The following is a 25,161-nucleotide window of genomic DNA, read 5'->3' as shown; positions in this document are numbered from 1 at the left end:
GCACAGTTCAGGTCGATTTTCAACGTCCGCGGGAGAGTTTGCAATGTCGCTGGTTGCTGTCGAACACATTCTGGTAATTCCCACGGCCGTCTTCCATCAGTTGGGCTATTTCCAGGGTTTTTCGACGGAGATCGCTCGCTACCTGCCGCAGATGCTCGACCCGGCTCACGTCAGCTATCGTCCTCGCCCAGAGATGGAAAAGGACCCCAGCTTCAAGCAATTGATCCCGTATGTCATCTTCCGCCATCGCGCGGCCGACGGCACTGTCTCACTCTTCTGCTACACCCGCGGCAAGGGACAGGGCGAAAGCCGGCTGCATGCCAAACGCAGCGTAGGCATCGGCGGGCATATCTCGTCGGATGACTCTTCGTGCCAGAATCCGTACGAAGAAGGGATGCGCCGCGAACTGCTGGAAGAAGTGAAGATCGACACCACTTACGAGTCGCAACTGGTCGGCCTGATCAACGACGACCTGACTGAAGTGGGCAAGGTGCACCTGGGCGTTGTGCACATCTTTGATGTTGCCGAGCCGCTCGTCTCTTCCCGAGAAGACGACATCTGCGAAACGGGCTTCGTGCCCGTTGCAAGCATCACGGCCGACCTCTCGCGGTTTGAGACCTGGTCGCAAATCTGCCTGCAGGCACTATTTGGGTAGTGTTGTGGCCACGTTTACGCGGTGGCGAGAGCTGACCTCTCGGCGGAGCGAGAGGACTCCATTAGGGCTCAGTGGCTGCAGATTGGCCGCGAATCTCCCGAAATTGCCTGCTAAGAACGACGGTCTCGATGGCTGCTATTAGTTTGCCGTCGTTCGCCTTGAGATTCGCCTGCATTTCAGCCAGCAGCGGTTCGTCGGAGAGTTGAATGCCCCGGCCAAGCGAGTAGCCGAGCAACTTGCGGCAGAACTGGCGGTTGAAGGAGTCGCGGCGGGTGGTCAGCAGGTAATCTCGCAACCCTGGCAAACCATCAAAGCTGACATTGTCGATAGTCGTAACCTTCGTATCGATCGGATGATTGCTAAGGTCTTTCTCTCGATGGCGGCCGATGGCGTCGTAGCTTTCGAGCGAAAATCCGAGCGGATCGATCTTTTTGTGACAGACGGCGCATTGAGCCACACTGCTGTGTGCTGCCACCAGTTCGCGCACGCTCTTGGTGGCGGTGGCTGAGTCTTCATCGGGAAGTTGGGGCACGTCCTTGGGCGGTCGAGGCAAGCGTTCGCCGAGCAAGACTTCGCTGACCCAATTGCCTCGCAAGATCGGGCTGGTGCGCGATGCGCCTGCCTGTTTTGCGAGCGTGGTTGCATGAGCCAAGATGCCGCCGCGATGTTGCTGCCGAATACCGTCGACGCGGCGAAACTCCGGGCCGGCGACGTTCGGAATGCCGTAATGCTGAGCCAAGTCGCCGTTCACAAACGTGAAATCGGCAGCGAGGACATCGCCGATGCGCCCGTCGTTTTGGAGCAGGTGAGTAAGAAACAAAATCGACTCTTCATACATGGAGCTTCGCAGCGAGACGAAGGTCGGGAAGTGCCGTTCGCTCTTTTCATCAAGCTGATCGAACTCGTAGATTTGCAGCCATTGGCAAGCAAACTCAGTGGCCATGCGGCGAGTCTTCGCATCTTTCAGCATGCGGCGAGTTTGCGACAGGAGGACTTCTTTGTCGTGTAGGCCGTCTTCGCTGGCTACACGCAGCAGTTCTGCGTCGGGCTGCGACGACCAAAGGAAATAGCTCAGTCGCGTGGCCAGTTCAAAGTTGTTGATCGGCCCCTGCTTCGTTCCGGGAACTGGTTTTTCGATCTTGTAGAGGAAGGCGGGTGAAATCAGCAGTCGCGCGAGGGAGAGGCGAAAGGCCTCTTCGTGCGGCAGGTCGTCGGCGCGCAACTTTGCATAGAATTGCCGCAATTCGATTGCCTCCTTTTCGGACAGCGGACGCCGATAAGCTCGCCCGGCGAAGACGAGCAACTCGTCAAGGTGTTTGGGTTCTGCCTCGATCATCTGCTGGCGAAACGCAGCCGCTCGATTCGCAAACGGCTCACGCAGCGGTTCGAAGACTTTCGGATTGGCATCTTGCGTGGCGAACTGAATCAGCTGTTCGAGGGCATCGACCAGCGTCTGCGAATCCTGACTGATAAATCGCAGTTCGTTCCAGAGGCGGTCAAGCTTCGCCCGTTGAGCATCGTCGAGCATCAGGCGGGCGAGATGATCGTCCTCACGATAGAAGAGCGTGAGAGTAACGACTTCATCGACCGGCACGATCTTGGTGTAGCACAGAGCCGCGGGAAACAGATCGCGGAACTTGTTCAGATCGTTTTCGATTCGCTTACGAGCCTCGGCACCATCACTGGCAAGCATCGGCGCCGCAAATGACGTTTGTCGATTATCTCCCGTCCAGGCACCTTGGCCGATCACCGTTTTGGCTTCCGCAGGACGAACTTGCAGTTTCTGAGCGACCGCACCGGGCAACACTTCAACTTGCACGGTTCCTTCACGGCCAACATTTGCATCGAGTGTCGCCGTAACCATGAATTCGTAACCGGCTACCTGATCGGCAGGAACGCGAACGACAAGCACCGTTGCCGCTTGCACGCAGACGCTGTGTTCATCGAGTTTGGCATTCTTTTTAGGAGGCTTGCCAAATTGATCTTTGTCGATGCCTTGCAGGCCTGCGATATCCCTTAGCTGCAGTTCTGGCTTGCCGTTAGTCACAAAGCGGGGCTTTTGCCAGACGACATAGTCGTGCTCATTGCCATCGCCTAGGTCCCCGGCGACGAGCGAGAAGACAATCTCGTTCTTGGCATCAGGGGCTGGTAGTTTGACTTTGAAATCTTGTTTGGCAACCAGCGGGCTAACGGGCTCGAGCCACTGCTTGGGACCGCCAACTTTGCCGATATGCCCGACCGAAGCAAAACGCCACAAGCCTCGTTGCCAGGCGGCAATTTCCGCTGCCAACGGACCGGCGTCTTCGGCCTGTTTGGCATCTCGCCAGCGGGCTCGGACATTGCCGAGCAAAATGGAAGGTTCCTTGCTCGTCAATTCTTGCCAGAGCAAAGCCAGATACTTGGCACTGAGTCCTCGCTCGCCAGCAACCTTGTCGAATGACTTTACGCCGGAAGTAAGTCCGTCACGCTCGACAATCGTGGCAGCCAGATACTTCTCAATCGGTAAGCGACCACCACCATTGGTTTCAAAAATGATGCCTTGCAAGTTCACCCGCTCACCCCCCGAGGGATCGGTGAACTGATCGTAGAACTTGCGAATCTCTTCCAGCGTCTCGTTGGTCCAATCGCGACGCGAGTTGGAACGCGAGAAGCGAAATCCAGTGGGTAGCAACACTGCGTGGCTGGAAAGTTCTTTCGCCGCATCGAGATACTTGGTGACCAGCGCCGGAGACATGACCAATGCATTGCCGGTGTTTGTAAAGCCTTCTCCAGCGGCACCATCGACGGGAAACTCTTTGGTGGGTTCCAGCGCGGGCAATGCAAGGAGATCGCGAACCGTGTAGGTGTATTCCGCGTTACTCAACCTACGAAGCACCACTTGCCCTGGATCGCCGGCATGCGCGGCTGCTTCACGGGTGAGAAACTCACGAACCCACTTTTTGAGCGCTGTGCGTTCCGCCTCCGATGGCTGCTTCGATTCCGGGGGCGGCATCTGGCCACTCTCGAGCATTTCTCCAACTTTTTGCCACAGCTGAGCCTGCTTGCGCACATCGGCGAGCGTGGCGAAGGTCGTCAGGTCGATTTCGGCTTCCATGCGTTTTGCCGAATGGCACTCGTGGCAATAACGGCCCACCAGCACCCGAATTTCGGCAGAGTACGTGGTCGCCAAAACCGCATCTTGCGCGCAGGTGGGTAATGACGCGGCAGCGAGCAGGCCGATACCGACGCAAAAGACAAGTTTCGAAATCGGTTTCGAGAGCGGAAGCATATGCACAGGGTCTGCTCTTTCGTCGGCACAGATCGTGAAGAAAAGCGGCGTGGTGGGTGGGCTGGCCAAACGCATCGTATCGACCGGTGCACCGGAATTCTATCCACGAGGGTTGAAACAATTGCCTACGAGGCTGTTGTGGCTTCTCGCTGGGCTGGTCACCAACTAGAATCAGGCGACGCGTCCCACAAACTCTTCTTATCACGAAGTTCGAGTTGAATCATGAAAGCCTGCTTGTATTGGTCATGTTCGTTGATGTTGCTGGTGATTGCCGGCGTGACGCCTGCTCGCGGGCAGTTTCAGGACCTCGCTTCGAAAGTTCCGGTCTCGGCGAATGTGGCCGCGTTCGTCAACGTCGAAAAGCTGATGTCGAGCCCGATTGCTCTTAAGCAAGACTGGGCCTCGAAGCGCGAAAAGGCTTATTCGTCCGGCGTGTCGTTTTTGCCCCCCGATGCCAAGCATGCCATCCTGGTGATGGATCTCGATTTGCAACTTTGGACGCCCAATTGGGAAGCTGCTGTGATCGAGCTCGATCACAACCCAGACATGGCCAAGGTTGCCGAAATGACCGGTGGCGCACCGGACACGATCGAAGGTCTGCAGGTCGTTGCGTTGCCGAGCGACGCCTATGTCGTCAAGTTTGACAGCGACACCGCAGCCTTCATGGCTCCTGCCAATCGCCAATCGACCACTCGCTGGCTGCGGACGGTCAAGGCCAAGAACGATCTCAACCTCTCGGGCTATCTGTTTGAAGCATTCAAGTATGCCAATGATCGCGGCACGCCAGTGATTGTGGCCATCGACCTGGAGGATGCGTTCCCTGTTGCCGAGGTTCGTGGTCACCTGGCAGCCAATGGCGAGTTTATCACGAAGTACAAGTTGGATCCGGAAGTTGTCGCCACGACCATTGCCGGCATTCGCGGCATTACGTTGGGCATCACCTTTGCTGAGCAGCCTTTTGGCAAAGTGAAGGTCGATTTCAAAGACGAAGTGGCAATGACGCCTGAAATCGCCAAGGCTGCCATGATTCACGCTTTCACCAATCATGGTGTCATGCTCAACGAATTCTACGATTGGACGCCGGAAGTCAGCGGCAAGAGCGTTTCGCTGCAAGGCTTTTTGACCGAGAGCGGCATGCGTCGCGTGTCCAGCTTGTTCAACCGCCCACCATCACTCAAGCCGCTCGATCCCACCAAACCGGCGCCGATGAAGAGCAAGGAAGAGATCGTGAAGGAAGCCTCGATCTCCTACTTCCACGCGGTTGAAGATCAACTAAAGGACCTGAAGCAGACCAAGCAAGGAACCGCGGTCTCTTCGATGGGCCAGATCGGCGTCTGGATGAGCAAGTACGCCAACAAGATCGATCAATTGTCGGTCCTGCACGTTGATCCAGAGCTGGTGAATTACGGAGCGTATGTCTCCGATTCGTTGCGATCTGGGTACAACTCGATTCGTTCGGGGGCAGCGCAAACTCGCGTTCGCCAGGTCAATACGCCGATGCAGTACGACTATTACACCAATACCAATACCTACGGCTACACCGTTCGTGATGGCTGGTTTGGCGGTGGTTATGTCCCCTATGGCTACACCAACACCTACGCAGTGCCCGATCAGCAGGCCTACATCCATGCCCGCACGGCGGTTGCCGCTGAAGAGCGGGTTAAGTCGGGCAACAGTGCTCGCGATTCGTTCCAGGGCATCGAGAAAGCCACCGGCGATATCAAACGCAGGATGACCCAGAAGTACTCTGCAGACTTCTAATCGTCTCGCTAGAGGCAGGATTACTCTTTGGCCGGCGGGAAGATGGTTTTCCAGTCCCGCTTCATGTCGACTACGGTCCAACCTCGCTCCGGCGCTTCATCCAAAGCCCGGGCGAGGCGACCGACGTGTGAATCGCGATCGTAGGCGTACTCTCGTTCTGCATCAGTGTGATGTACGATCAGGCCGATTCTTGGCCCCTTGCCCGCGGTCGTCCAGCGGAGCATCTCGTAGTCACCATCGGAGTTGCCAAAGGCCAAAACCGGTCGGCGTCCGATAAAACGCTGAATGCCGATTGGCTTGCCCACATTATCATCGATGAAATCGATTTCGGGCAGTTTCATCAGGACCGGCTGACCGTCAACCAATTCGTACTTGAGCTTACCGGAACTGCCAACGACTTGCTCTGGCGGAATACCATATACCTTTTCGGTGAAGGGCCGCATGAACTCAATGCCACCTCCCGAAACGATGTACGTCTTGAATCCTTTGCTCCGCAGGAACGCCAGCAATTCGAGCATGGGTTGATAGACCATCTCGGTATAGGGCCGCTTGAACTTGGGATGCCTGGCGGTGGCCAACCAGTCGCTGACAATCTTCTCAAACTCCTCGGTTGTCATGCCGGCATGCGTGACGGCCAGCAATTGCATTAACCCTTTGTCGCCGCTGGCCAGCACACTCTTCAGGTCGTTCTTCAGGACCGCCGCAAATGGTTCTTGTGTTTTCCATTCCGGATGTTTGTCGGCCTGCGCATGAATGCGATCAAAGACAAAGGCCAGCTGTGTATAAAACGGCTGCTCGCACCACAGAGTTCCGTCGTTATCGAAGACGGCGATCCGCTCGTCCTCAGGAATAAAGTTAGGACAGTTAGCATCCGTGGCGCAGGCTACAAAATCCAAGATGTCGCCGCGCGTGCGGCCTTTATTCCACGAGGGAAGTGGATCAACCTCCGCTGGTTTGGCTGCCTCTTGAGCAATTGCCGATGACCGTGTGGCGAAATGAATTGCACCGGCAGATGCCAGGACCGTGGCCAGAAAATGACGTCGATTGGAGGTCGCTTCGTTCATTGCGATTACTCGGCGAAAAGTGAGGGATCAGTCCGCTCAATTGACATGAATCCTCAGCAGGCTGCAATCCTCGATCGCGGATAAGTTTGAACGACAACACCGGCGGCCTGCTTGCCTTTATAATCTTGAGCATTGACCCATATTCTGATTTGAAACGGGAACCAAGCCTTTGTTGACTCAGCGAACGATCATCGCCGCCGTTGTCTGCTGCTGTGTCCTATTGCCTTCGCGAGTTACGGCACAGCAGAAGGAAGAACAGCAGCCTGCGTTACAGTTGCGGGTTCTGTCGTACAACATTCATCACGGCGAAGGTGTCGATGGCAAGCTCGACTTGGAGCGGATCGCGAAAGTGATCTTGTCAGTGAAGCCCGACCTGGTCGCTTTGCAAGAAGTCGACCGAAAGGTGAAGCGTTCGAAGGAGGTCGATCAGCCTGCGGAACTGGCGCGTCTCACCGAAATGAAAGCGGCCTTTGGTGGTAACCTGGCTCTACAAGGAGGAGAGTACGGTAACGCGATTCTGTCTCGTTTTCCCATCAAGGCAGATAAGAATCACTTGCTGCCCAACTTGGAAAGCGGTGAGCAGCGGGGAGTTTTGCAGGCTGAGATTGAAGTGCCCAAATTGGCCTCGCCATTACTTTTCCTGGCAACTCATTTCGATCATCGCCGCAAAGATGAAGAGCGGGTTGACTCTGCGAAGTTCATCAACGGCTTGCTCAGCAAAACTGGTGATCGCGAGGCACTCTTGGCTGGCGACTTGAACGATGTGCACTCCAGCAGAGCGATCACGGAACTGCAAACGAGCTGGAAGCTTGCGAACGAAACGCCGCAGCCGACCATCCCCGTGGAGAAGCCAACGCGGCAAATCGATTTCGTGCTGCTTCGCCCCGCAGCACGCTGGAAAGTTGTCGACGTGAAAGTACTGGACGAAGCGGTCGCCTCCGATCATCGCGCGATCTTGGCTGTGCTTGAGCATTCCGCAGCTGCGATGCCCCCGAACTAACTCAGGGCATCTGCGGCGGGAGAGAGGGTCGCACGATCGCCGCGACAACCGAGATGAGATACGCGAGCACGAGTGTGCCCCAAAGAAGTTTGCCCAGTCGTGTTTCCGGCGGATAAATGTGCACGGCCATCAAACCGATGAGCGTAATTAGACCGAGAATGGCCGCGAACACGTCTCGCGGCAGCCAACTGCCGCCAGCTAGTCCCAAGCCGACGCCAGCCGTGATTACCAGCAGGTCCGTCAGCCGAAACTGATAGTCGCTCGGCTTTGTTGGCGGCTCCGCAGGTAGCTGCGGCGGATCAAGAAATCGCTCGATCGCTTCCCGCCCCGGTCCATCGGGTGGACGCAGGGCGAAGTCGTCGGTGGAAGCGTCGTCAGGCATCTTGTTGCCCCGTGAGGCAAGCCTACTTCTTCTCAAGCAGCCAAATGTTGCGGTAGCGAACCGGGTTGCCGTGATTCTGCAAGTAGATCGGGCCTGGTTCGGGACCTGGCTTTACAGGCGCGGCGGTCGTATTGCGATCGGTTGGCAACGCGACGTCTTTGTGGATTACGACGCCGTTGTGTTCAACTGTAATCTTTGGCGGCGAGATCACCTTGCCTGCGTCATCGTACTTAGCAGCGGTGTAGTCGATGTCGTAGGTCTGCCAGGCGAGTGGCGGAAAGCACATGTTCACGTCGCAGTCTTTCACCGTATAGATGCCACCACACTCGTTCATCTTGCCGGCCAAACCGAACGAATCGAGCATCTGCACTTCGTAGCGCCCCTGCATGTACACGCCGCTGTTGCCGCGACCTTGGCCGCGATCTTCAGGCTGGTAAGGCGTGCGGAATTCGACGTGCAACTTGTAACTGCCGAACTTCTGCTTGCTGGTAGAGCCTTGCGAGAGGTTGCCGTCTTCGCTGACTTTGCCACCTTCAAAGGCATCGGCATTCTTGCCATCGAACAAGACGACCGCGCCCATCGGAGGCTTGGCACCAAGTGTTTTGCTACTGCGATTCACTTTGTTGATCGTGCCGATTTCCTTGTCGCCAGCCACTATCGTGAGCGTGCCATCCTTGCTCACGACACCCTTGCCGCCGTCCTTTTCGAAGCTGATGACGCCGTCTTTCAACTCACCATCGACTTCGATTTTCTCTTGTTTGTCCCAGCCGTCGCCGGGCAAACCTCCGGGATAACCGACCGCGCGGAACATGCCTTTACCCAGTGCAATCACCTGCACACCGATCGAAGCTTCGTTCCCTTCTTCATCCTTGATCTTGCCGGCATACTCACCTTGGTAGGCAAAGTCGGCATCGGTCTTATCCGGGTCGGTGTACGTCGGGCCAGCAAACGCGAGCGAGCTAAAGAGCAGAATCGTGAAACAAACAAAGCGAGACATGCGGAGAGATCTCCCGTTGCAGGATTGGGTTGCCAATATGCTAGACGGGGTCATTGTGAGCCGTCGATTGACGCGCGGCAAGCTCACAAGACGGGCAGAGTCCTTTAGGCGAAGTTTGCGGGCGATGGTTGCGTAGTGGGTGAGTCTGCGGCACCGCGGGTTTCATTGCCGGGGGGCAGTCTGAAAGGACGTCGCCCCATGATTGCGATGGCGTCATGGGCTCGTGTTTTTGCTCAGGCGGAATATCCGCGGAAGCCGCGTGCTATTCGGCATCCGATCGACAAATGAATCGGGCGTGCTGAAGAATCACTTGGCCGAGCTCAAGCGGGATTTTCCGCTCATCCACACGGCCCCGACGAACCCCTCCGCGCACAAGCCGAGAAACTTGCGTGGGCGCCGGCTCGTGGGCTAGCAAACCGAGACCAATCGTGACTTTGCAGTTCTACTTGCGAATCCTTGCTTGAGTTGCAACCCCATTCGTTCGTACAATAGTCTGAGTCGACTCCTCCCCTGCGAACTTCATGGAAGCTCGTTCGCAGCCCGCCTCGCCGTCCGTCCCACCTGCCGCGCAGCGCTACCGATGGAATCGCTCATGATGAATTCGCTCTGCCGTTTCCTATTCTTGCTTGGTCTCATCTCCACCCTTTGCGGAAGCAAAGTGCTCGCTGCAGAACCCACGCTGGCCCGCCTAGAACCACCGCAAGTTGTGTTGCGAGGAACGGGGGCCGCCCAACAGCTGCTTGCCATCGGCGATGATACGGGGCGCAGCTGCGACCTTACCCCAAGTGTCACTTTCCGCTCTGCCGATCCCAAGATCGCTGCCGTCGATGCCGAGGGAAGGATCATCGCGGTGGCCGATGGCAAAACAACCATCGAGGCCGAACTGGGCGGCAAGCAAGTCGAGTGCGCTGTCGAAGTGCAGCAGGCAAGCATTCTGCGCGCGGGCAGTTTCGAACTCGATGTGCAGCCGATCCTGGTGGCCAATGGTTGCAGTGCCGGCGCGTGTCACGGCAAGTCACGCGGGCAGAATGGTTTTCAACTTTCGCTGCTGTCGTTCGATCCGGAGTTCGACTTCGCTTCACTCACGCAGCATGCCCGCGGTCGACGTGTGTTTCCGGGTGCTCCCGACCGCAGTCTGCTGTTGCAGAAAGGTGCCGCCCTGGTGCCGCATGGTGGCGGTCAGCGACTCGATCCCACGGGTGCCGATTTTGAGACCATTCGTCGCTGGATTGCGGAGGGAGCCACGCGCCGCGTCGCGGAAGAACCCAAGCTGATTGGCGTGACTCTGTTTCCCGCGCAGGCGACTTTACGGCCCAAAGAGAAGCATCGTATCCTCGTCACCGCAGAATATTCCGATGGCACTCGCCGCGATGTGACGGCCCAAACGGCCTTTCAATCGAACGAAGCAGCCATCGTGGGTGTCGATCGCAGCGGGCTCATTACCGCGGGAGCGCTGCCCGGCGAAGCAACCTTGATGGCTCGCTACATGAGCGTGATCGCGACGTGCAACGTCGCCATTCCGGTAACCGGCGAAGTCGATGCCAGTCGCTATGCTTCGCTGCCACGTAAGAATTTTATCGATGGTCTCGTCTGGGACAAACTGCAATCGCAGGGGCTGCTTCCGTCGCAACCTTGTGACGACGCAACGTACTTGCGCCGAGCACATCTCGACATCATCGGCCGCTTGCCAACACCGGACGAAGTACGCAGCTTTCTCGCGAACCCCAATTCCGACAAGCGCGAGCGGCTCGTCGATACGCTGTTGGAACGCCCCGAGTACGCCGATCATTGGGCCGGCAAATGGGCGGACCTGCTGCGGCCCAATCCCTATCGAGTCGGTCTCAAAACCGTGATGGCGATGGACACCTGGATCCGCGACAGCTTGCGGGCCAATAAGCCCTACGACCAGTTTGTCCGCGAGATCGTCACCGCCGAAGGCAGCACTTGGAAGAATGGTGCCGCCGTCGTCTTTCGCGATCGTCGCGAGCCCGCCGAACTCACAACCATGATTTCGCAGTTGTTCTTGGGAACTCGCCTCGATTGTTGCAAGTGCCATCACCATCCCTTCGAGAAGTGGAGTCAGGACGACTTCTACAGTTTCGCTGCTTATTTCTCTCGCGTGGGTCGCAAAGGGACAGGCCTGTCGCCACCAATTTCCGGCAGCGAAGAGTTCATTCTGTTTGGCAAAAAAACCGAGGTGAAGCATCCGTCCACCGGCCAAGAGATGTCGCCTCGTCCGCTGTGGGGCAAGGCACCCGCGGTTGGCGAGCATGATGATCCGCGTCAAGCGCTGGCCGATTGGATTACCGCCGACGACAATGACCTGTTTGTACAAACGATCGCTAACCGGCTCTGGTCCGAGCTGATGGGGCGCGGGCTCGTCGAACCGGTCGATGATCTGCGAGCGACCAACCCCCCTTCGAATCCCGCTCTGCTCGCCGCGCTCGGCAATCACTTGCGGGCGGAGAAGTACGATCTGAAAAAGCTGATTCGCACCATTTGCACGTCGTATGTCTATGGCTTGAATGTCCGGCCGGAAGGCTCGAACGTGCAAGACACTCGCAACTTCTCCCGTCGCTATCGTACGCGGATGCGAGCCGAAGTTTTGGCCGATGCCATTTGCGATATCACGGGTCTGCCCGAAAAATACGAAGCGATGCCATCCGGCTCGCGCGCCAGCCAACTGTGGACCACGCGCATCGACAGCCTCACGCTCGATACCTTTGGCAGGCCCGATCCGAATCAGGATCCGCCCTGCGAACGGATGAGCGACGGCGCCGTGACGCAGGCCCTGCACCTGATGAACTCGAAAACGATTCAACAGAAAGTAACCGACGACGCCGGTATCGCCGGCCAACTCGCCAAGAGCGAGCGGAGCAACGATCAAATCACCGAGGAACTGTATCTGCTCTGTTATGGTCGTCTGCCCGATGCTGCCGAACGCGATATTGCCACTCAGGTATTCGCCCGCCCCGAAACTTCCCGCCGTCAATCAACCGAGGACCTGCTATGGGCGCTGCTCAACACGCCGGAGTTCTTTTTCCAGCGCTAAAGCTCAGCGCGCTTGTGCTGTTGCTCGTTCCCGTTACTGCCTTGCTCGCTGCGCCGCCGGATGCGACGTCGCTGTTCCCAGCAGGCGGCACTCCTGGAGAAGAAGCGGCGGTCACGGCAACGGGCACCTTCGCGAATTGGCCTGTGCAAATCAGGACGAGTGACGCGCGCCTGCACGTGGAGTGCGAAAAGGACAAAGGCAAACTCAAAATCCGCATTGCCGCCGATGCTGCCCCCGGCATCGCTTGGCTGCGCTTCATCGATGCCGAAGGTGCTTCGGCACTTCGTCCGTTCGTCATCGCGGCGCAGCCCAGCGTGCTGGAGAAAGAACCCAACGACAGCGTGAAGCAGGCACAGCAGGCTTCGCTCCCTGCCGTCGTGCATGGCAAGTACGACAAAAACGGCGACTCCGACGCTTATGCAGTTCAGCTCACCGCGGGGCAAACGGTCGTTGCCAGTTTGCAGTCGAACGAGATTCTCGGCTCTCCTGCTGACGGTGCCCTGCAAATCTGCAACGAAGCTGGCCAGGTCCTTGTCATGAATCAAGATGCCGGCGGGCTCGACTCGCTGCTGACCTTCACCGCCAAGAGCGACGGCACTTATCTGGTGCGGACCTTCGCGTTGCCCGCGATGCCCAATGGAACGGTCAACTTCGCCGGTGGAGAACTGTTTATCTACCGGCTGACAATCACCACAGGAGCCTTTGCCGATGCCACGTTGCCGCTCGCAATCACGCGCGGCACAACAACACCGCTGAAGCTCGTGGGCTGGAATGTTCCAGCAGAACCATTGACTGCCAGCGAGCCCGATAAGATGTTGACCGAACCTTGGCTCTGGACACCTCCGACCGCGGCTGGCCTCGTTCCGCTGAAGTTGGTCTCGATGGCATGCGTTGTCAACGATACCAAGGCTCTTACTGCCGAAGGCCAGTTGGTCGAAGTTCCCGTCTGCGTCTCGGGAATTGTCGCGGAGCGCCGCGAAGTTCACCGCTTCAAGTTCGCTGGCAAAAAGGGGACAAAACTGGCCATCGCTGTCGAGTCGCAAAGTCTCGCCTATGACCTCGACCCTTTTCTCAAGTTGACCACGGCTGATGGGCAGCCGGTGATGGAAGTCGACGATACAGGCAAGGAGCGCGATCCTACCTTGAACGCTACCTTGCCCGCCGATGGCGACTACTTGCTCGAAGTGCGCGACCTTCATCGCACCGGTGGGCCGCGCCACGTGTACCGACTGACCATTCAAACGCCCCAGCCAAAACTGGCACTCACCGTTGCTGCCGGCAGTCATCTCCTCACGGCCGGAGAAGCGTTGGAGGTTCCCGTTACCATCACTCGGCAAAATGGCTTCAGCGGCGAAGTGAAGATCGAGGCGATTGAATTGCCAACAGGCGTTACCGTCGAAGCGGTCACTTCCAGCAACAAGGGCGAAACCGCCAAACTGGTGAAGCTCAAGTTCACAGCCGCGGCAGATGCCGTGGCTGGTCCCATTCGCATCCTGGCTCGCGATGAAGCCGGCAACGAAGTAGCCGCTGCCACCTTTGCCCAAGCGCTCGGTGGCAATACGTTCCAGCATGAGAACATCTGGCTCGCAGTGAAGGGCAGCAAGTAAACCATGACGAAGCTCGATCGCGCAGCAGCCCTCTCCCTGATGCACGAGTATGTGAAGAGCGATGCCCTGCGCAAACACATGCTCTGCGTTGAAGCCGCGATGCGGGCCTATGCGAAAAAATGGGGCGAGGACGAAGATACCTACGGCCTCGTTGGCTTGCTGCACGACTTCGACTACGAACGCTGGCCGAATCCGCCCCATCATCCGCTGAAGGGGGCCGAAATCCTCCGCGAGGCCGGCTATCCCGAGCACATCATCTATGCAATCAAGTCGCACGCCGACTATCTGCCTGATTGCCCGCGCATCAGCAGGCTCGATAAGACGCTCTATGCTTGTGACGAACTCTGCGGCTTCCTCATCGCCTGCGCGGCGGTGCGGCCCGAGAAGCTTGTCGGCATGGAAGCCAAGAGCGTCAAAAAGAAGCTCAAACAAAAGAGCTTTGCGGCCGCGGTGAATCGCGACGATATCGACCGCGGTGCTGGGGACCTCGGCCTCGATCTCGACGAGCACATTCAGTTCTGCATCAACGCACTCGCGGTCATGCCTGCGGAAGGTTAGCCACGTGCGCGACATGCTGCGGCCCATGTTGCCGATGATTCTGGTCCTGGCGATTCCCATCGTTCCGTTCCTGCTCTGGGGCGGCGACCTCGATGCCCTTGCGCATCGCTGGACTGCGCAAGAGTCCCGAGGCTGGTCGGCCATCGCCATCGTTGGTCTGTTAGCCAGTGACATCTTCCTGCCAATTCCCTCCAGCCTGGTATGCTCGGCCGCGGGCTGGACGCTCGATGCCGGGCCGGGAACCATCGTCGCCTGGTTCGGCTTGTCGCTCGGAGCCATCATTGGCTTTGCCCTTGCCCGCTGGATCGGACCGCCCCTGGTTGGCTGGCTCGCCAAGCCGGCCGATATCCAGCGCGCGGCAGACCTCACCCAGCGGCTTGGTCCCTGGCTGCTCGTCGTCGGTCGCGGCATTCCCGTCATTGCCGAGGCCAGCGTATTGTTCGTCGGCATGCACCGGATGAAGTGGCGGACGTTTCTGCCGCCTGTGCTCCTCAGCAACTTCGGCCTGGCCCTGGCCTATGCGGCCTTTGGTCGAATTGCGAAAGAACTGGAATGGCTACCCCTGTTACTCGCGGTTTCGATTGCACTGCCCGTACTAATGGCTGCGGCATTCAGTGCCTGGCTCAGGCGGCGGACGACGAACACCGAACGCTCCGGCTGAATCACGAAACTCGCAGTGCCACTCGCCAGCTACTTCGCACTCTCCACCACGCGATGCGCTGTCTCCTGTAAAAACCTCGCATAATCGCCGTCCAATCCCGCCGTAAACTTATTCCCCACGCAACTCGTTTGGAACAACTTCTCGTACCAGACGCAAGCGCCCAAATATCGCCCCGCGACACTGGCGTGATGTCCGTCCATGCCCAACTTGGGCTCCGCTTTGTCGGTGGTGCTCCACTTTCTGCCGACGTGCAGCGAGTGCGACTGATCGGGCAACAGCGGATGCTTGGCTTGCTTCACGTCGAACGCCGCATCGACTTTGTAACCCCATTTGGCGTCGGTGTCGGCCGCATAAAAGGCATCGCCCACCGGTATCAACTGCACACCCAGTTCCTTGGCAATGGTGCGATAAGACTTGGCCAGCAGTTCGTACATTTCCTGCTGACTCTTCGGCTCACCCGCCTTCGGCGCCTTCACCGCGAACCGCGGATCGTCCACGCGATAGGCCCAGGTCTCGTGCAGAATCAGTTCCGCGTTCGGCGCGTACTTCTTTACATAACCTTGCAGGTGCGAAGCATAGGGGCGATAAGTCTCCAGGTCGTGGCTCGATAAGCTCCGCTGCTGAATGGTGACAAAATCGTGCGGGCCATCGCTGAGAATCTCTTTCAACCCACGACCGGCCGTGTACACGCCCGCCTTGTTCTCCGGATCCTTCTCGTGCAACTGAGCCTTCTCCCAATGCTGTTGCATCGAGCTGCCCCCAATGTTCGCCGTCTTCAAGCTCAACTCGTTCCCATCGGCCTTGGCCAGATCATCCAGGTAAAAGGTCGCATCTTGCGAAAAGCTGTTCCCGATCGTCATCAGGCGGACCGTCTTCCCGTCCATCTTCAGCGGCTCTGCAGCCAGGGCGGGCAAACCCAACAGCAGGAGCAGCAACAGTGCCGACGCGCGAAGAGCCAGTTTGTTCGTCATGTTTAGCAGCCCAACTCCAAGGACAAGGCCAGGAATAAAGAACGACATTTGAACCCGTAGATTACCCGCCGGGTAACCCGTTTGCGAACCATCAATCAGTTCTTACGCACCGCCATCGGTGGCTGTTACTCCGCCGGTACGCTTGCCCGCCAGCGGTCGAGTAATTCCCACTCCGCAGCTACTTTTTTGATAACCGTTTCTTTTGACGACCAGTTCGCGACTGCCAACCGCCTGTCTAAATAGCCTGCTGAACAGTCCTGTTCAACGCGCCCTGATAGCCCGTTTTGATAACTTTTTGTGCGAAAATCTCAATATTCCAATTCGCCGTAAACCACATAAAATCAATCGCTTACAATGACACCAAGGCCCCAAACCGAAGTTTTCCGATAACCATCTGATAACCACTTTCGGCCCTGTTCAAGCCCCCAGCTGAACAGGCCCTGAACAGGGGGGTGAATGTCTCTTCGCTGTCGGCTTGACTGGTTGCGCTGTTCAAAGTGCAACGTGCGTCTCTCCATTTCCTTTCTTACGCACCGCCATCTGTCGCTGCTACTCTCCCGCTACGCTTGCCCGTCGGCGGTCGACTAATCCCTACTCCGCAGCTACTTATTTGATAACCGTTTCCTTTAATCACCAGTTCGCGACTGCCAACCGCCCGTCCAAAAGGCTTGCTGAACAGTCCTGTTCAACGCGCCTTGATATCCCCGTTTTGATAACTTCTTGTGCGAAAACCTCAATATTCCAATTCGCCGCAACCAATTTCATTTCAATCACTTGCAACGAAAAAAGGTCTCCAGCCCAGGGTTTTCCGATAACCGTCTGATAACCGCCTTTGGCCCTGTTCAAGCCGTCAGCTGAACAGGCCCTGAACAGGGGGGCGAATGTCTCTTCGCTATCGGCCTGACTGGTTGCGCTGCTCAAAGTACAGCGTCCGTCTCTCCATTTCCTTTGCCTGATCACTTCTGATACTCAACAAGAAATGCGCGAACGACGGGACCGGTGGATTGAACAGCCAGCCAACTGGCTCAGCCACCGCCGTTATAGTATTTATCAATTACGCACGACATCGTGCGCACACCAAATCACTATCTCGCTGGCGTGATTCTTTTGCAAGCAACTTTTTCAAGAATTTCTTCACACCAGCAAGCCGGCGACGACGGCAGGTTCTGGCCGCTAGCCAGAACCTGAAGCGTTCAATTCGGGAGGACGAGGCCCCGCAGAAGTCTTGGCCTCCCGCAAATACCATCAGCGATTAGTTGATCGCTGCGGCTCGGCAGGAGCAGCGCCCTCCCGAACCTTCAACTCCCACTTCTCATCAAAGAACCCCGCATTCGCAATCCTCCCGGGCGCTGTGGCATCGGGCATTTGCGTCATGTCGATGATGGCCCAGTCGGGCAGCTTGGGGTTTTGCTGCGAGTTGGTGCGGTCGTGAGCTTCGCGGAAAGTCAGGCCGCTGTTGAGCACGACGTAGCGGGGCGAGGGGTAGTTCTGCTTGTCGAGCGGATTGGGAAAGATCATCACGGGAACATGCGTGGCCGCGTCATACTTTTCAGTGCCGACGAGCCAATCACTGCCGCTGCGCTTGATCGGCAGTTTGTCGGCAATCTGCTTGATCACGGAGTTCGAATCGGCATCTCCCCACAGGATGAGATTGGCCCGCTTGATGATTTCGTCGGTCACTTCGGTATCTTTCACCTCGATCACTTCGCCCCGCATCAAGCTGCGCCAGCGATCGCGAAAATGCTGAAGTTCGAACTCTTGCCAGGCCTGAAAGCGAGCGTTCTTGCTCTTGCCGCTAGGAGTGACCACGACGAACGTACTGCGAAAGGCATCGTCGATGGGCCCGTGGGAATCAACTCGCTTCACCTTCTCCTGAATGCGGTTGTAAAGCTTGGCCAAGTCCTCGTGGGTCCACTTGCCGTCCACTTTGTGGATCGCACATAGCTCTTCTTCGTCCTTGGTACGCCGCGCGACTTCCAACTTCTGACCGTCGATGGTCACCTGAACCTTGCCTTCTCTGTCGTGCACACCCTTGGGGAGCATAATGCCAAGAAAGGCGACGTTCTTGGTCGTCAAATCGAACTTACTGCCGTCGAGCGTGGCATCGGCACGGGTATCTTGCCAATGTTCTTCCAGGCGGAAGAGTTGCAGCCAATGTTGCCGGGCATAGCGGAGCGTGCGTGTTTGCAGCGAGACTTTCTTCGGCGGATCTTCGGCGGGCTTCTTCACAGCCTCATCGATCTTGGCGAGAAGCTCCTTTAGAACCTTTGGTTCGTACTTGTGTTCGGTCTTTGGGCCGATCAAGTGCGTCAACTGGCGACCTTCGGCCTCATAGGCTGCTTCCATCACGCGCGCCGCTTGAATTTGCCGGTCAAGTTCGCCGCTGTAGGCAATCACTTCGCTGTTGAACAAATTGCGTACGTAGGCGGGGGTGTCGTAATGCCCCCACAGCTTCTGCTCGTACCACGCCGGGTAATCTTCCGGCTTCAGCTTTTGGTAGAGCGCCGTTTCCGCGAAGCCGGCGCCCGGCGCAACCACGCGAAAGTGATCGGCATAGTGCGCACCGACGTGCCAGGCTCCCGCGCCGCCCATCGAGAAGCCAATCAGCACGCGGCGGGTTGGATCGGTCTTGTACTGCTGCTCGGCGTGCATCGTTGCTTCCAAGACATCCGCTTCGCCCGCGTGCTTGTAGCCGACGCACTGCCGGCCGAAAGCGTGGACCACGATCGCGCCGGGCGGCGTAATCTGGCCGGGCTTGCTCATCCGTTCGTAGATGAAGTGCAGGTCGGTTTGCTTGTCGCCACGGCCGTGCAGCCAAACGTACAGGGGCGCTGGCTTCGAAAAGTCGTGATCCTTGGGAATCACCACGCCATAGGGCTGCGGCGAGCCATCGATGCCGCTACGAAAGCCGCGCACCACGGTTCCCGTAGCGGTGGTCCAGGGATGCTTCCCTTGTTCCAACTGATCGAGCCGCAAATTCGCTTCCTTCAGCAGGGCATCGGCCTTGGCGAACTCCTTGGCATCGTTAAACTCGCGCAGTTCCACGGCGTAAGTGACGGCCTTGAGGAACACCGCGATATCCGCAGCAAACTCGTGGTCCTTGACCTTCTGAAGTCGCATGTTGGCGGCTTCGACTCCCGTCATCAATCGCTCGCGCACCTCCTTGGGAACCTCTTTCCCCTCCGGCGGCAGGACGCGCTTGATCGGCGGAATCACGGGGAGTTCAGCAGCGGCTGGCGACTTCGTCGCTGGTTTATCTTGCCCTGGCAACACAGCCGGTAGACACAGCAAAACGGTCAGGCATAGCGAGCAAGCGAACGGCACAATCGGTTTCATACGAGATGGTTCCCAGGCATACGACTGGCTGTCTGGCAAATGAAAATGGACAGCCGAGGCGGTCGCATTATATCGCTCGTGCACGTTGTTGCGACAGTTTGCCGGTGCAATGTGGCCCGCCCGCACAGCCCGAAAGTCCGGCTGCAATCAGGAATCCGCTGGTGCCGTTTAGTCGCCCCCTCTGCAGATATTTCCTCCGTGGCAGACCGCTTTGCAACGATGCTTTGCCAGCATCTGGACGAAACAGTTAGTACGCGGCGACGGACAACGCTGCGTGGAGACACATGACGCGTCTCCTTGGAACGGATGCCTTTGCGGGACATGAGGTCCCTAGTCCAGGATGACCTTGGAGTACATCCCGATTGCGTACATTGGATGTCGCGATCGTGAACAGGATGTGCTCGCACCCGTAAGGAGTACGTTAAATGAAGTCTTTCTATGCGCAGAGTCTCGCGTGGACCCTTGGTTTGGCCTGGTTTGCCAACACCGCACACGCTCAATACCTGAATCAACCATCGCTCCTGCCGATCCCTTCGGCCATGCAGAGCTATCCTGTCTCGCCGGTCGCTGCTTACAACGACCAGGCTCCCATGGCAGACAACCTGCCAAGTCCTAGCGACGCCCCCTCGATCCTGCCCGCTCCGCCGATGGCTCAGCCCGATCACAGCCTGCTGAGCGACGAATACAAGAAGGCCACGACCAGTGGCTGGGGCGACAAAGACGTCGTGTACGAAGATGGTGCGAATAGCGCTTGCGGTGCCGCCGGTTGCACGCCCTGCCAAAACTATTGGTATGGCTACGCCGGTGGGTTGATCATGACCCGCAACAAGGGCGACCACATGCTGTTGACGGAAGACACCGTCACCGGCGATCGGATCCTGTGCTCTTGCGGCGGCGACATGGATTGGACCGGTGGCTTCGAAACCACCATCGGCCGCACCTTCAACTGCGGCAACAACGGCATTGAAGTGACGTACTGGGGTTTGTTTCCCCAAGACCGCTGGATGGATGCTTATAGCACCACCGGTTCGCTGGGTACCCCGCTCGACTTCTCGACCATCGACTACGATGACGGTGTGATTAGCGGACCTGCCAGCGACTGGTTCAATGCCGCGTACCATCACCAGGTCATCATTTACGAAGACATTCAGAACATCGAAGTCAACCTGCTGGGCCAGTGCTACGGCAATGGCTTCATCGGTGGCGGCCCAATGGCCACCTGCACCGGTGCTGGTTGCAATGGCGGAATGTGCGGACCAAGCTGTGCTCCTCGCTGGGGTTGCGGCTGGATGATGGGTGTTCGTTACTTCCAGTTCGATAACGGCCTGCACTTCAACGCCGATGCCACCGACGACACGTTCGATGGTGACCTCGACGAACTGTGCTACCACATTCGCATGCAGAACCGCTTGATCGGTTTCCAAGTCGGTGGTGGGTTCAATTGGAACGTCCTCGACTGCTTCCAAGTCTATGGTTTGGCCAAGGCTGGTATCTTCAACAACAACATCAACCAGGATCAATCGTTCCACGGCAACAACGGCAACGGTGTGTTCAACGCCGGTGATTGGACTGGCGACGAGTTCCACATCAACAACTCGAAGAATCAGTTGTCGATGATCGGCCAGTTGGACCTTGGTGCCCGGTACCAGATCAACTGCCACTTCTCGGTGAAGGCTGGCTATCGTGCCATGGTCGCCGCTGGTGTGGCTCAGTGGGAACACCAGATTCCTGCTGACTTCTCGGATGCGTACTATCTGAACCGCATCGAAAGCAACGGCAGCCTGCTGTTGCACGGTGCCTACGTCGGTGGAGAATTCCGGTTCTAATCGAAGGCTGACAACCTTCAACGAGTAGAAGTGGTGGTGGGCTTGGCGACGGCCATGCCCACCACAAAGTAGGCGGCCTGCTTGGAAATGAAGTTTGTGGAAACCTTTGATTGACACCGATGAGCACGATTGACTCTCTCCCATTGAATCACCGCTGAGTGCACTGCCGCACTCAGTAGTCCGACACAGCGAGCGACAGCAGTTGAGGCCGAGAGGGGAAACGACACACCGCAGAAGCGTCTTTCGACTTCTGAGTCCATCCTGAACTACCTCCTAGCGGAAAACGAAAAACGCCCCCGGTTATCTCTCGAGGTAACCGGGGGCGGTGTGTTTCTTGGGGGACAAAGTCTTGAGTTCTCAAGTTCAGAGTTCAGAGACAAGACAGTCAATTGCTTGTCTCTGAACCCGAAACTCAGAACTCAGAACTTGCTTACGGCACAAACACAAACTCCGGCGAGTTAATCAGTGCCCAGACCAGGTCTTCGGCTCGCATCCGCCAGTCTTCGGTCAGCAAGGTGGTCGGCGGATCGCCCCGCTCGACTTCTTCTTGGCGCTGCACGCGAATCTCGTTGGCCTTCGACTGCAAATGATTGCTCCAAGAGACGCCATCACGCGCAGGCTGGGTCGGCATCGGCCCGGGCTTGGCACCGGTCAGACGCTTGTCGAATCCGTCGGAAAGCAAATCCGTTCCCAGTGCCAACTCTGCGGCAGAAGGCTGGCGACCGAGAATCTGCAGGTAAGCCTCGCGGGTGAAATCGGCCGGCGACTTCGCCGCAACTGCCGCGCGAGTAAAGCGGCTATCTTCCGAGAACTGAGCGATTCGCTTGGCGGCAGTACCATTCGCGATGACTGCCGGCTGCAGAACGGTCGGCTCCTTTTCTCGCACGGTCAATGGATCCTGCCGCGAAGCTCGCCAGCCAAAGGCCTCGAGCACGTTCAAGTGAGGTTGAGCGCTCGGTAGCGACAAACTGGGCCGGTCACGCTCGTTCGATAGCGATGTGAACTGCCACGCGCGTTCCGGCAAACCCAGGCTGATCGACGAGGCCTCCAGTCGGCTGCCATCGACGTCGATGTTCAACTCTTCGCAGTGCAGCCGCTTATCCGCGGCGGCATAGAGAGAATCGAGCACTTGCTCGGCTGACAGTCGCCGACGAACAGGTGCCGCGAACAGCTTGTTGAGTTTGACGTCGCTCGAGGTCTGCCGCTGATAGGTTTGCGAGTTCAAGATGGCTCGCGCTAGTTGCTGCATGTCGTAGCCGCTTTGGATAAACTCGTGCGCGAGAAACTCAAGCAACTCGGGGTGCGACGGAATACCTTGTTCCCAGTCATCGACCGGCTCGACAAACCCCCGGCCCAGATAACGCTGCCAAAACCGATTCACCAGCACTTCAGCTGTGCGTTCGTTTTGCGGCAACGTCAGGCGTAACGCCAACTCCTCACGGGTATCACCTTGTTTGCGAACCAGGTCCCCGGGTAAGTCAAACTTCAACTCGCCAGCAAAGGGCCACGTCGGCGCGATCTTGTCCCCCGGCTTCAGCGAGATCTTCACGATGTCCGACTTCAGCGCGCCGGCACCGCCGGGGATGGTGCTTGTCTTTGGCAGCGACTGCGTACCACGACCAAGCATCGCTGCCAGATTGAATAGTTGTTCTTGCGTGAACGAATGAAAGGGTGCGTCGTGACAACGAGCACAGTTCATTTCCATGCCGAGCAGTGCTTTGGCGAGCACATGCGACTTAGCGGCCATCGGCGCGTCGTTTTCGCTGGCGATCGCAAAGCCACCGGGACCACCTTGCCGCGGACTACCATCCATCAGCACGAGGTCCGTCGCTAACCGATCGAACGGCTTGTTATCGAGCAACGACTCGTAGAGCCAAAATCGAAACGGCCCGGTGTTGTTGAGCGTCGGGTTGATGATGTTCGGATTCTCGGCCAGCACGTCCTGCCAGTAACCCATCCAGTTATCAGCCCAGCCAGGCTGTTGCAGCAATTGGTCGATCAGGCGCGCCCGCCGATCGGGCCGCTTGTCGTTCAGAAACTCGGCCACCTGTTCAGCCGTCGGACCAACTCCAATCACGTCGAGGTAGATCCTGCGTACAAAGGCTGCATCGTCAACAACTGCAGTCGGTTCTACACCCTCCTTCTTCAGTCGCTCGTTGACGTATTCATCAATCGCGGCAGAAGCGGAATCACTCTTCGACTTGGCAGGCAAGGCCTTGATGGTCTGTTGCGCGTATTCGTGCCGCTTCTGCCAGTACTCGTGGTACTCCTTGCCACTGGCCGCGCGTCGTTGCTGGTTGATGTCGCGCAGCCGCAGACGCTGCTCGTCTTCGAAGGCCAACCAGGCTTCGTCGCTGAGCGGAAACTGCTGGCCATGCACGGCGACGATTTGAAACGCATCGCTGCCGGCGGGCGCGATCGAAACCGAAGTTTCACCCAGCTCTTGCCGGCGCTTCTTACCACCGACGAACACTTCCAGTCGCAGCACATGTGAGCCGGGCTTGATGTCGATGTCGATCACCTGCTCCTGATCGCCAGGCTGCAAAGCGCGAATGTTCGGCGAAACCTTACTGGTTACCGGCACCCAGGCGTTGTGACCGTCGGTGCGGCCCGAAGGAAACGGATTCTGCACGACCAGCTTGCCGTCGAGATACAGCCGGGCGGCATGTCGCGATCGCAGCAACAGCCGCTGCGGGCCCTCGGGTAACTTCAGCTGGCTGGTAAGCCACAAAACGTGCGGGCTGCCCCGATCGATGCGCGTGCCATGCTCGCCATACTTTTGCGGCGAGGCGGACATGGCGAATCGACGATCGGTCCAGCGCTCTGTTGGTTGCGGATAGACCAAGTCCCAAGACCAATCGTCGGGCAAGCCCTCAAACACTTCGACCAGCACTTCGTCCGGCACTAGCAACTGTGGCTTGGTCACATAGCCTTCGGGCTGGACCACCTTCCAGCGGGCAGCAATTCGCTCGGCCGATAGCGCCGTCCGATAGATCGCGACTTCGTCCATCAAGCCCTGATACGAATTCCCTGCGTTCCCTTTCGAAGCACTGCCGAGCCAGACTTCATCGTTATCAACAACGGGTGCTTCGTCGGTCGCACCACCGTAGTCCCACGAACCGGTCGTCGGCTTACCATCGATGTAACCACGAATCGATTTTGAGTCGCCAAAGGTGTAGGTAACGGCCAGATGATGCCAGTTCGTCCCGACACTAAAGCTGGCCGTGCTGTTCCAGCGATGCCAATCGTCTTGCGTACCGCGGCGATTATCGGCGCTGCGAAACAGAAAGCTAATCTTGGCCTGGCCACCAGCGCCGGCAATCCGCAATCCCCAGTTTTGATTATCGCGAGGAAAACCTTCGTTCTCGGTTCGCCCCTTGCCAATCAGGTACACCTGCTGGCCGTCACTCAATTTGCTCGGATTTACCCAAGCCTCGAGCGTGATCGAATCTCCCTTGTCGAAGTCGAACGGCCTCTTCTCTCCCGGATCAGCCAGCCGCAGGTAGTTGCCCGCGCTGAATTTGGCAGCCGTGTTGGCGGCACTAAAGAGCGGCATGCGCGGAGGCCGCGGACCAGCATCCGCGTTGGTCACTTTGCCGACCATCTTCACGTCCGCGAACTCGGTGTTCGCTTTGTCGCCCACAGCCGGTTGCGTCCAACTACCCGCTGCGTCCTTCTTCTCCTGCTGAAATCGCCACCAGGCAACCGGATGGTCCGCTTCGACAATTTCGCCATAAGCGCCCGAGCTTGAAGCAGGCGCTTCGTCGGTATCGTTCTGGGCGAAAACAGGTGCCAGGCTAACAAGGCCAAGCAGCAGTCCAAGGACTGCCTTGCGAGCAAAATCGATCATCGTGGAAAGCCGCCGATCGAGGTGGAACGAAGGAAACCGAATAACTCCTTAGTGTACCGTGCTTTGCACGCCGCTTCGAGTCATTTGCCCGACCGTATCGTGGTCGACAGTCTTGGCGGAAGAACACCGACTTCTGCTTTCTCGGGAATTGCAGGCAGATTCGGAGAACTCGG

Annotated in this window: 16 protein-coding genes; 8 read left to right on the top strand and 8 right to left on the bottom strand. The window is 57.7% G+C overall.

The window, feature by feature from the left end; translation table 11 throughout:
* The first annotated feature begins 43 nt into the window (after window positions 1–43).
* Window positions 44–655 carry a phosphoesterase gene (locus NA78x_RS15850; protein WP_425619427.1) on the top strand — a complete coding sequence of 204 codons (612 nt, stop codon included), beginning with the start codon at window positions 44–46 and terminating at the stop codon, window positions 653–655.
* A 61-nt stretch (window positions 656–716) separates the two neighbouring features.
* On the opposite strand, the gene NA78x_RS15845 is transcribed toward NA78x_RS15850, so the two are convergent.
* A complete protein-coding gene (locus tag NA78x_RS15845; protein ID WP_425619455.1) occupies window positions 717–3,923 on the bottom strand; it encodes a DUF1592 domain-containing protein in 3,207 nt (1,068 codons plus the stop codon).
* Between the two features lie 222 nt (window positions 3,924–4,145).
* Here NA78x_RS15845 and NA78x_RS15840 point away from each other — a divergent pair, with 222 nt between their 5' ends.
* The gene (locus NA78x_RS15840) at window positions 4,146–5,684 is read left to right on the top strand and encodes a hypothetical protein (RefSeq protein ID WP_425619426.1); all 1,539 of its coding nucleotides are present in this window, start codon (window positions 4,146–4,148) and stop codon (window positions 5,682–5,684) included.
* Between the two features lie 20 nt (window positions 5,685–5,704).
* Here NA78x_RS15840 and NA78x_RS15835 read toward each other — a convergent pair whose 3' ends face one another.
* Window positions 5,705–6,748, bottom strand: a complete 1,044-nt coding sequence (locus NA78x_RS15835; protein WP_425619425.1) for an HAD family hydrolase — start codon at window positions 6,746–6,748, stop codon at window positions 5,705–5,707.
* A gap of 169 nt (window positions 6,749–6,917) precedes the next feature.
* On the opposite strand from NA78x_RS15835, the gene NA78x_RS15830 reads away from it, so the two are divergent.
* The gene (locus NA78x_RS15830) at window positions 6,918–7,748 is read left to right on the top strand and encodes an endonuclease/exonuclease/phosphatase family protein (protein WP_425619424.1); all 831 of its coding nucleotides are present in this window, start codon (window positions 6,918–6,920) and stop codon (window positions 7,746–7,748) included.
* A gap of 1 nt (window position 7,749) precedes the next feature.
* Here NA78x_RS15830 and NA78x_RS15825 read toward each other — a convergent pair whose 3' ends face one another.
* Entirely contained in the window at window positions 7,750–8,130 is a 381-nt protein-coding gene (locus NA78x_RS15825; protein ID WP_425619423.1) for a hypothetical protein, read from the bottom strand.
* Between the two features lie 22 nt (window positions 8,131–8,152).
* Complete coding sequence (locus NA78x_RS15820) at window positions 8,153–9,127, bottom strand: 3-keto-disaccharide hydrolase (RefSeq protein ID WP_425619422.1); 975 nt, start codon at window positions 9,125–9,127, stop codon at window positions 8,153–8,155.
* Window positions 9,128–9,719: 592 nt separating this feature from the next.
* Between NA78x_RS15820 and NA78x_RS15815 the strand changes: the two genes are divergently transcribed.
* From NA78x_RS15815 to NA78x_RS15800, 4 genes are read left to right on the top strand one after another with little or no spacing between them, the layout of a single operon-like run.
* Complete coding sequence (locus NA78x_RS15815; RefSeq protein WP_425619421.1) at window positions 9,720–12,179, top strand: DUF1549 domain-containing protein; 2,460 nt, start codon at window positions 9,720–9,722, stop codon at window positions 12,177–12,179.
* Window positions 12,137–13,786: a hypothetical protein gene (locus tag NA78x_RS15810; protein ID WP_425619420.1), complete on the top strand. Its 1,650-nt coding sequence runs from the start codon at window positions 12,137–12,139 to the stop codon at window positions 13,784–13,786. Before NA78x_RS15815 ends, NA78x_RS15810 begins: the two co-directional genes overlap by 43 nt.
* A gap of 3 nt (window positions 13,787–13,789) precedes the next feature.
* The gene (locus tag NA78x_RS15805; protein ID WP_425619419.1) at window positions 13,790–14,344 is read left to right on the top strand and encodes an HDIG domain-containing metalloprotein; all 555 of its coding nucleotides are present in this window, start codon (window positions 13,790–13,792) and stop codon (window positions 14,342–14,344) included.
* A 13-nt stretch (window positions 14,345–14,357) separates the two neighbouring features.
* Complete coding sequence (locus tag NA78x_RS15800; RefSeq protein ID WP_425619454.1) at window positions 14,358–15,005, top strand: TVP38/TMEM64 family protein; 648 nt, start codon at window positions 14,358–14,360, stop codon at window positions 15,003–15,005.
* Between the two features lie 29 nt (window positions 15,006–15,034).
* On the opposite strand, the gene NA78x_RS15795 is transcribed toward NA78x_RS15800, so the two are convergent.
* From NA78x_RS15795 to NA78x_RS15785, 3 genes are all read right to left on the bottom strand, one after another.
* Window positions 15,035–15,976, bottom strand: coding sequence for a DUF4886 domain-containing protein (locus tag NA78x_RS15795; protein ID WP_425619418.1), 942 nt, complete (start codon window positions 15,974–15,976; stop codon window positions 15,035–15,037).
* A gap of 630 nt (window positions 15,977–16,606) precedes the next feature.
* A complete protein-coding gene (locus tag NA78x_RS15790; protein WP_425619417.1) occupies window positions 16,607–16,897 on the bottom strand; it encodes a hypothetical protein in 291 nt (96 codons plus the stop codon).
* A gap of 324 nt (window positions 16,898–17,221) precedes the next feature.
* On the bottom strand, window positions 17,222–19,312 hold the full coding sequence (locus tag NA78x_RS15785; RefSeq protein ID WP_425619416.1) for an alpha/beta hydrolase-fold protein: 2,091 nt from the start codon (window positions 19,310–19,312) through the stop codon (window positions 17,222–17,224).
* A gap of 425 nt (window positions 19,313–19,737) precedes the next feature.
* Here NA78x_RS15785 and NA78x_RS15780 point away from each other — a divergent pair, with 425 nt between their 5' ends.
* Window positions 19,738–21,138, top strand: coding sequence for a hypothetical protein (locus NA78x_RS15780; protein WP_425619415.1), 1,401 nt, complete (start codon window positions 19,738–19,740; stop codon window positions 21,136–21,138).
* A 430-nt stretch (window positions 21,139–21,568) separates the two neighbouring features.
* Here NA78x_RS15780 and NA78x_RS15775 read toward each other — a convergent pair whose 3' ends face one another.
* On the bottom strand, window positions 21,569–24,988 hold the full coding sequence (locus NA78x_RS15775; RefSeq protein ID WP_425619414.1) for a DUF1553 domain-containing protein: 3,420 nt from the start codon (window positions 24,986–24,988) through the stop codon (window positions 21,569–21,571).
* Window positions 24,989–25,161: the final 173 nt, after the last annotated feature.

It is taken from the genome of Anatilimnocola aquadivae (assembly GCF_049819085.1).
GTDB lineage: Bacteria > Planctomycetota > Planctomycetia > Pirellulales > Pirellulaceae > Anatilimnocola.
This window is presented reverse-complemented; position numbering and strand designations above follow the sequence as displayed.

Bases quoted from the DNA above. Each gene is read 5' to 3' on its own strand.
- NA78x_RS15840 (WP_425619426.1), top strand. From the start codon at position 4,146: ATGAAAGCCTGCTTGTATTGGTCATGTTCGTTGATGTTGCTGGTGATT.
- NA78x_RS15785 (WP_425619416.1), bottom strand. From the start codon at position 19,312: ATGAAACCGATTGTGCCGTTCGCTTGCTCGCTATGCCTGACCGTTTTG.
- NA78x_RS15775 (WP_425619414.1), bottom strand. From the start codon at position 24,988: ATGATCGATTTTGCTCGCAAGGCAGTCCTTGGACTGCTGCTTGGCCTT.
- NA78x_RS15780 (WP_425619415.1), top strand. From the start codon at position 19,738: ATGAAGTCTTTCTATGCGCAGAGTCTCGCGTGGACCCTTGGTTTGGCC.
- NA78x_RS15820 (WP_425619422.1), bottom strand. From the start codon at position 9,127: ATGTCTCGCTTTGTTTGTTTCACGATTCTGCTCTTTAGCTCGCTCGCG.
- NA78x_RS15850 (WP_425619427.1), top strand. From the start codon at position 44: ATGTCGCTGGTTGCTGTCGAACACATTCTGGTAATTCCCACGGCCGTC.
- NA78x_RS15795 (WP_425619418.1), bottom strand. From the start codon at position 15,976: ATGACGAACAAACTGGCTCTTCGCGCGTCGGCACTGTTGCTGCTCCTG.
- NA78x_RS15800 (WP_425619454.1), top strand. From the start codon at position 14,358: ATGCTGCGGCCCATGTTGCCGATGATTCTGGTCCTGGCGATTCCCATC.
- NA78x_RS15805 (WP_425619419.1), top strand. From the start codon at position 13,790: ATGACGAAGCTCGATCGCGCAGCAGCCCTCTCCCTGATGCACGAGTAT.
- NA78x_RS15815 (WP_425619421.1), top strand. From the start codon at position 9,720: ATGATGAATTCGCTCTGCCGTTTCCTATTCTTGCTTGGTCTCATCTCC.
- NA78x_RS15825 (WP_425619423.1), bottom strand. From the start codon at position 8,130: ATGCCTGACGACGCTTCCACCGACGACTTCGCCCTGCGTCCACCCGAT.
- NA78x_RS15810 (WP_425619420.1), top strand. From the start codon at position 12,137: ATGGGCGCTGCTCAACACGCCGGAGTTCTTTTTCCAGCGCTAAAGCTC.
- NA78x_RS15845 (WP_425619455.1), bottom strand. From the start codon at position 3,923: ATGCTTCCGCTCTCGAAACCGATTTCGAAACTTGTCTTTTGCGTCGGT.
- NA78x_RS15835 (WP_425619425.1), bottom strand. From the start codon at position 6,748: ATGAACGAAGCGACCTCCAATCGACGTCATTTTCTGGCCACGGTCCTG.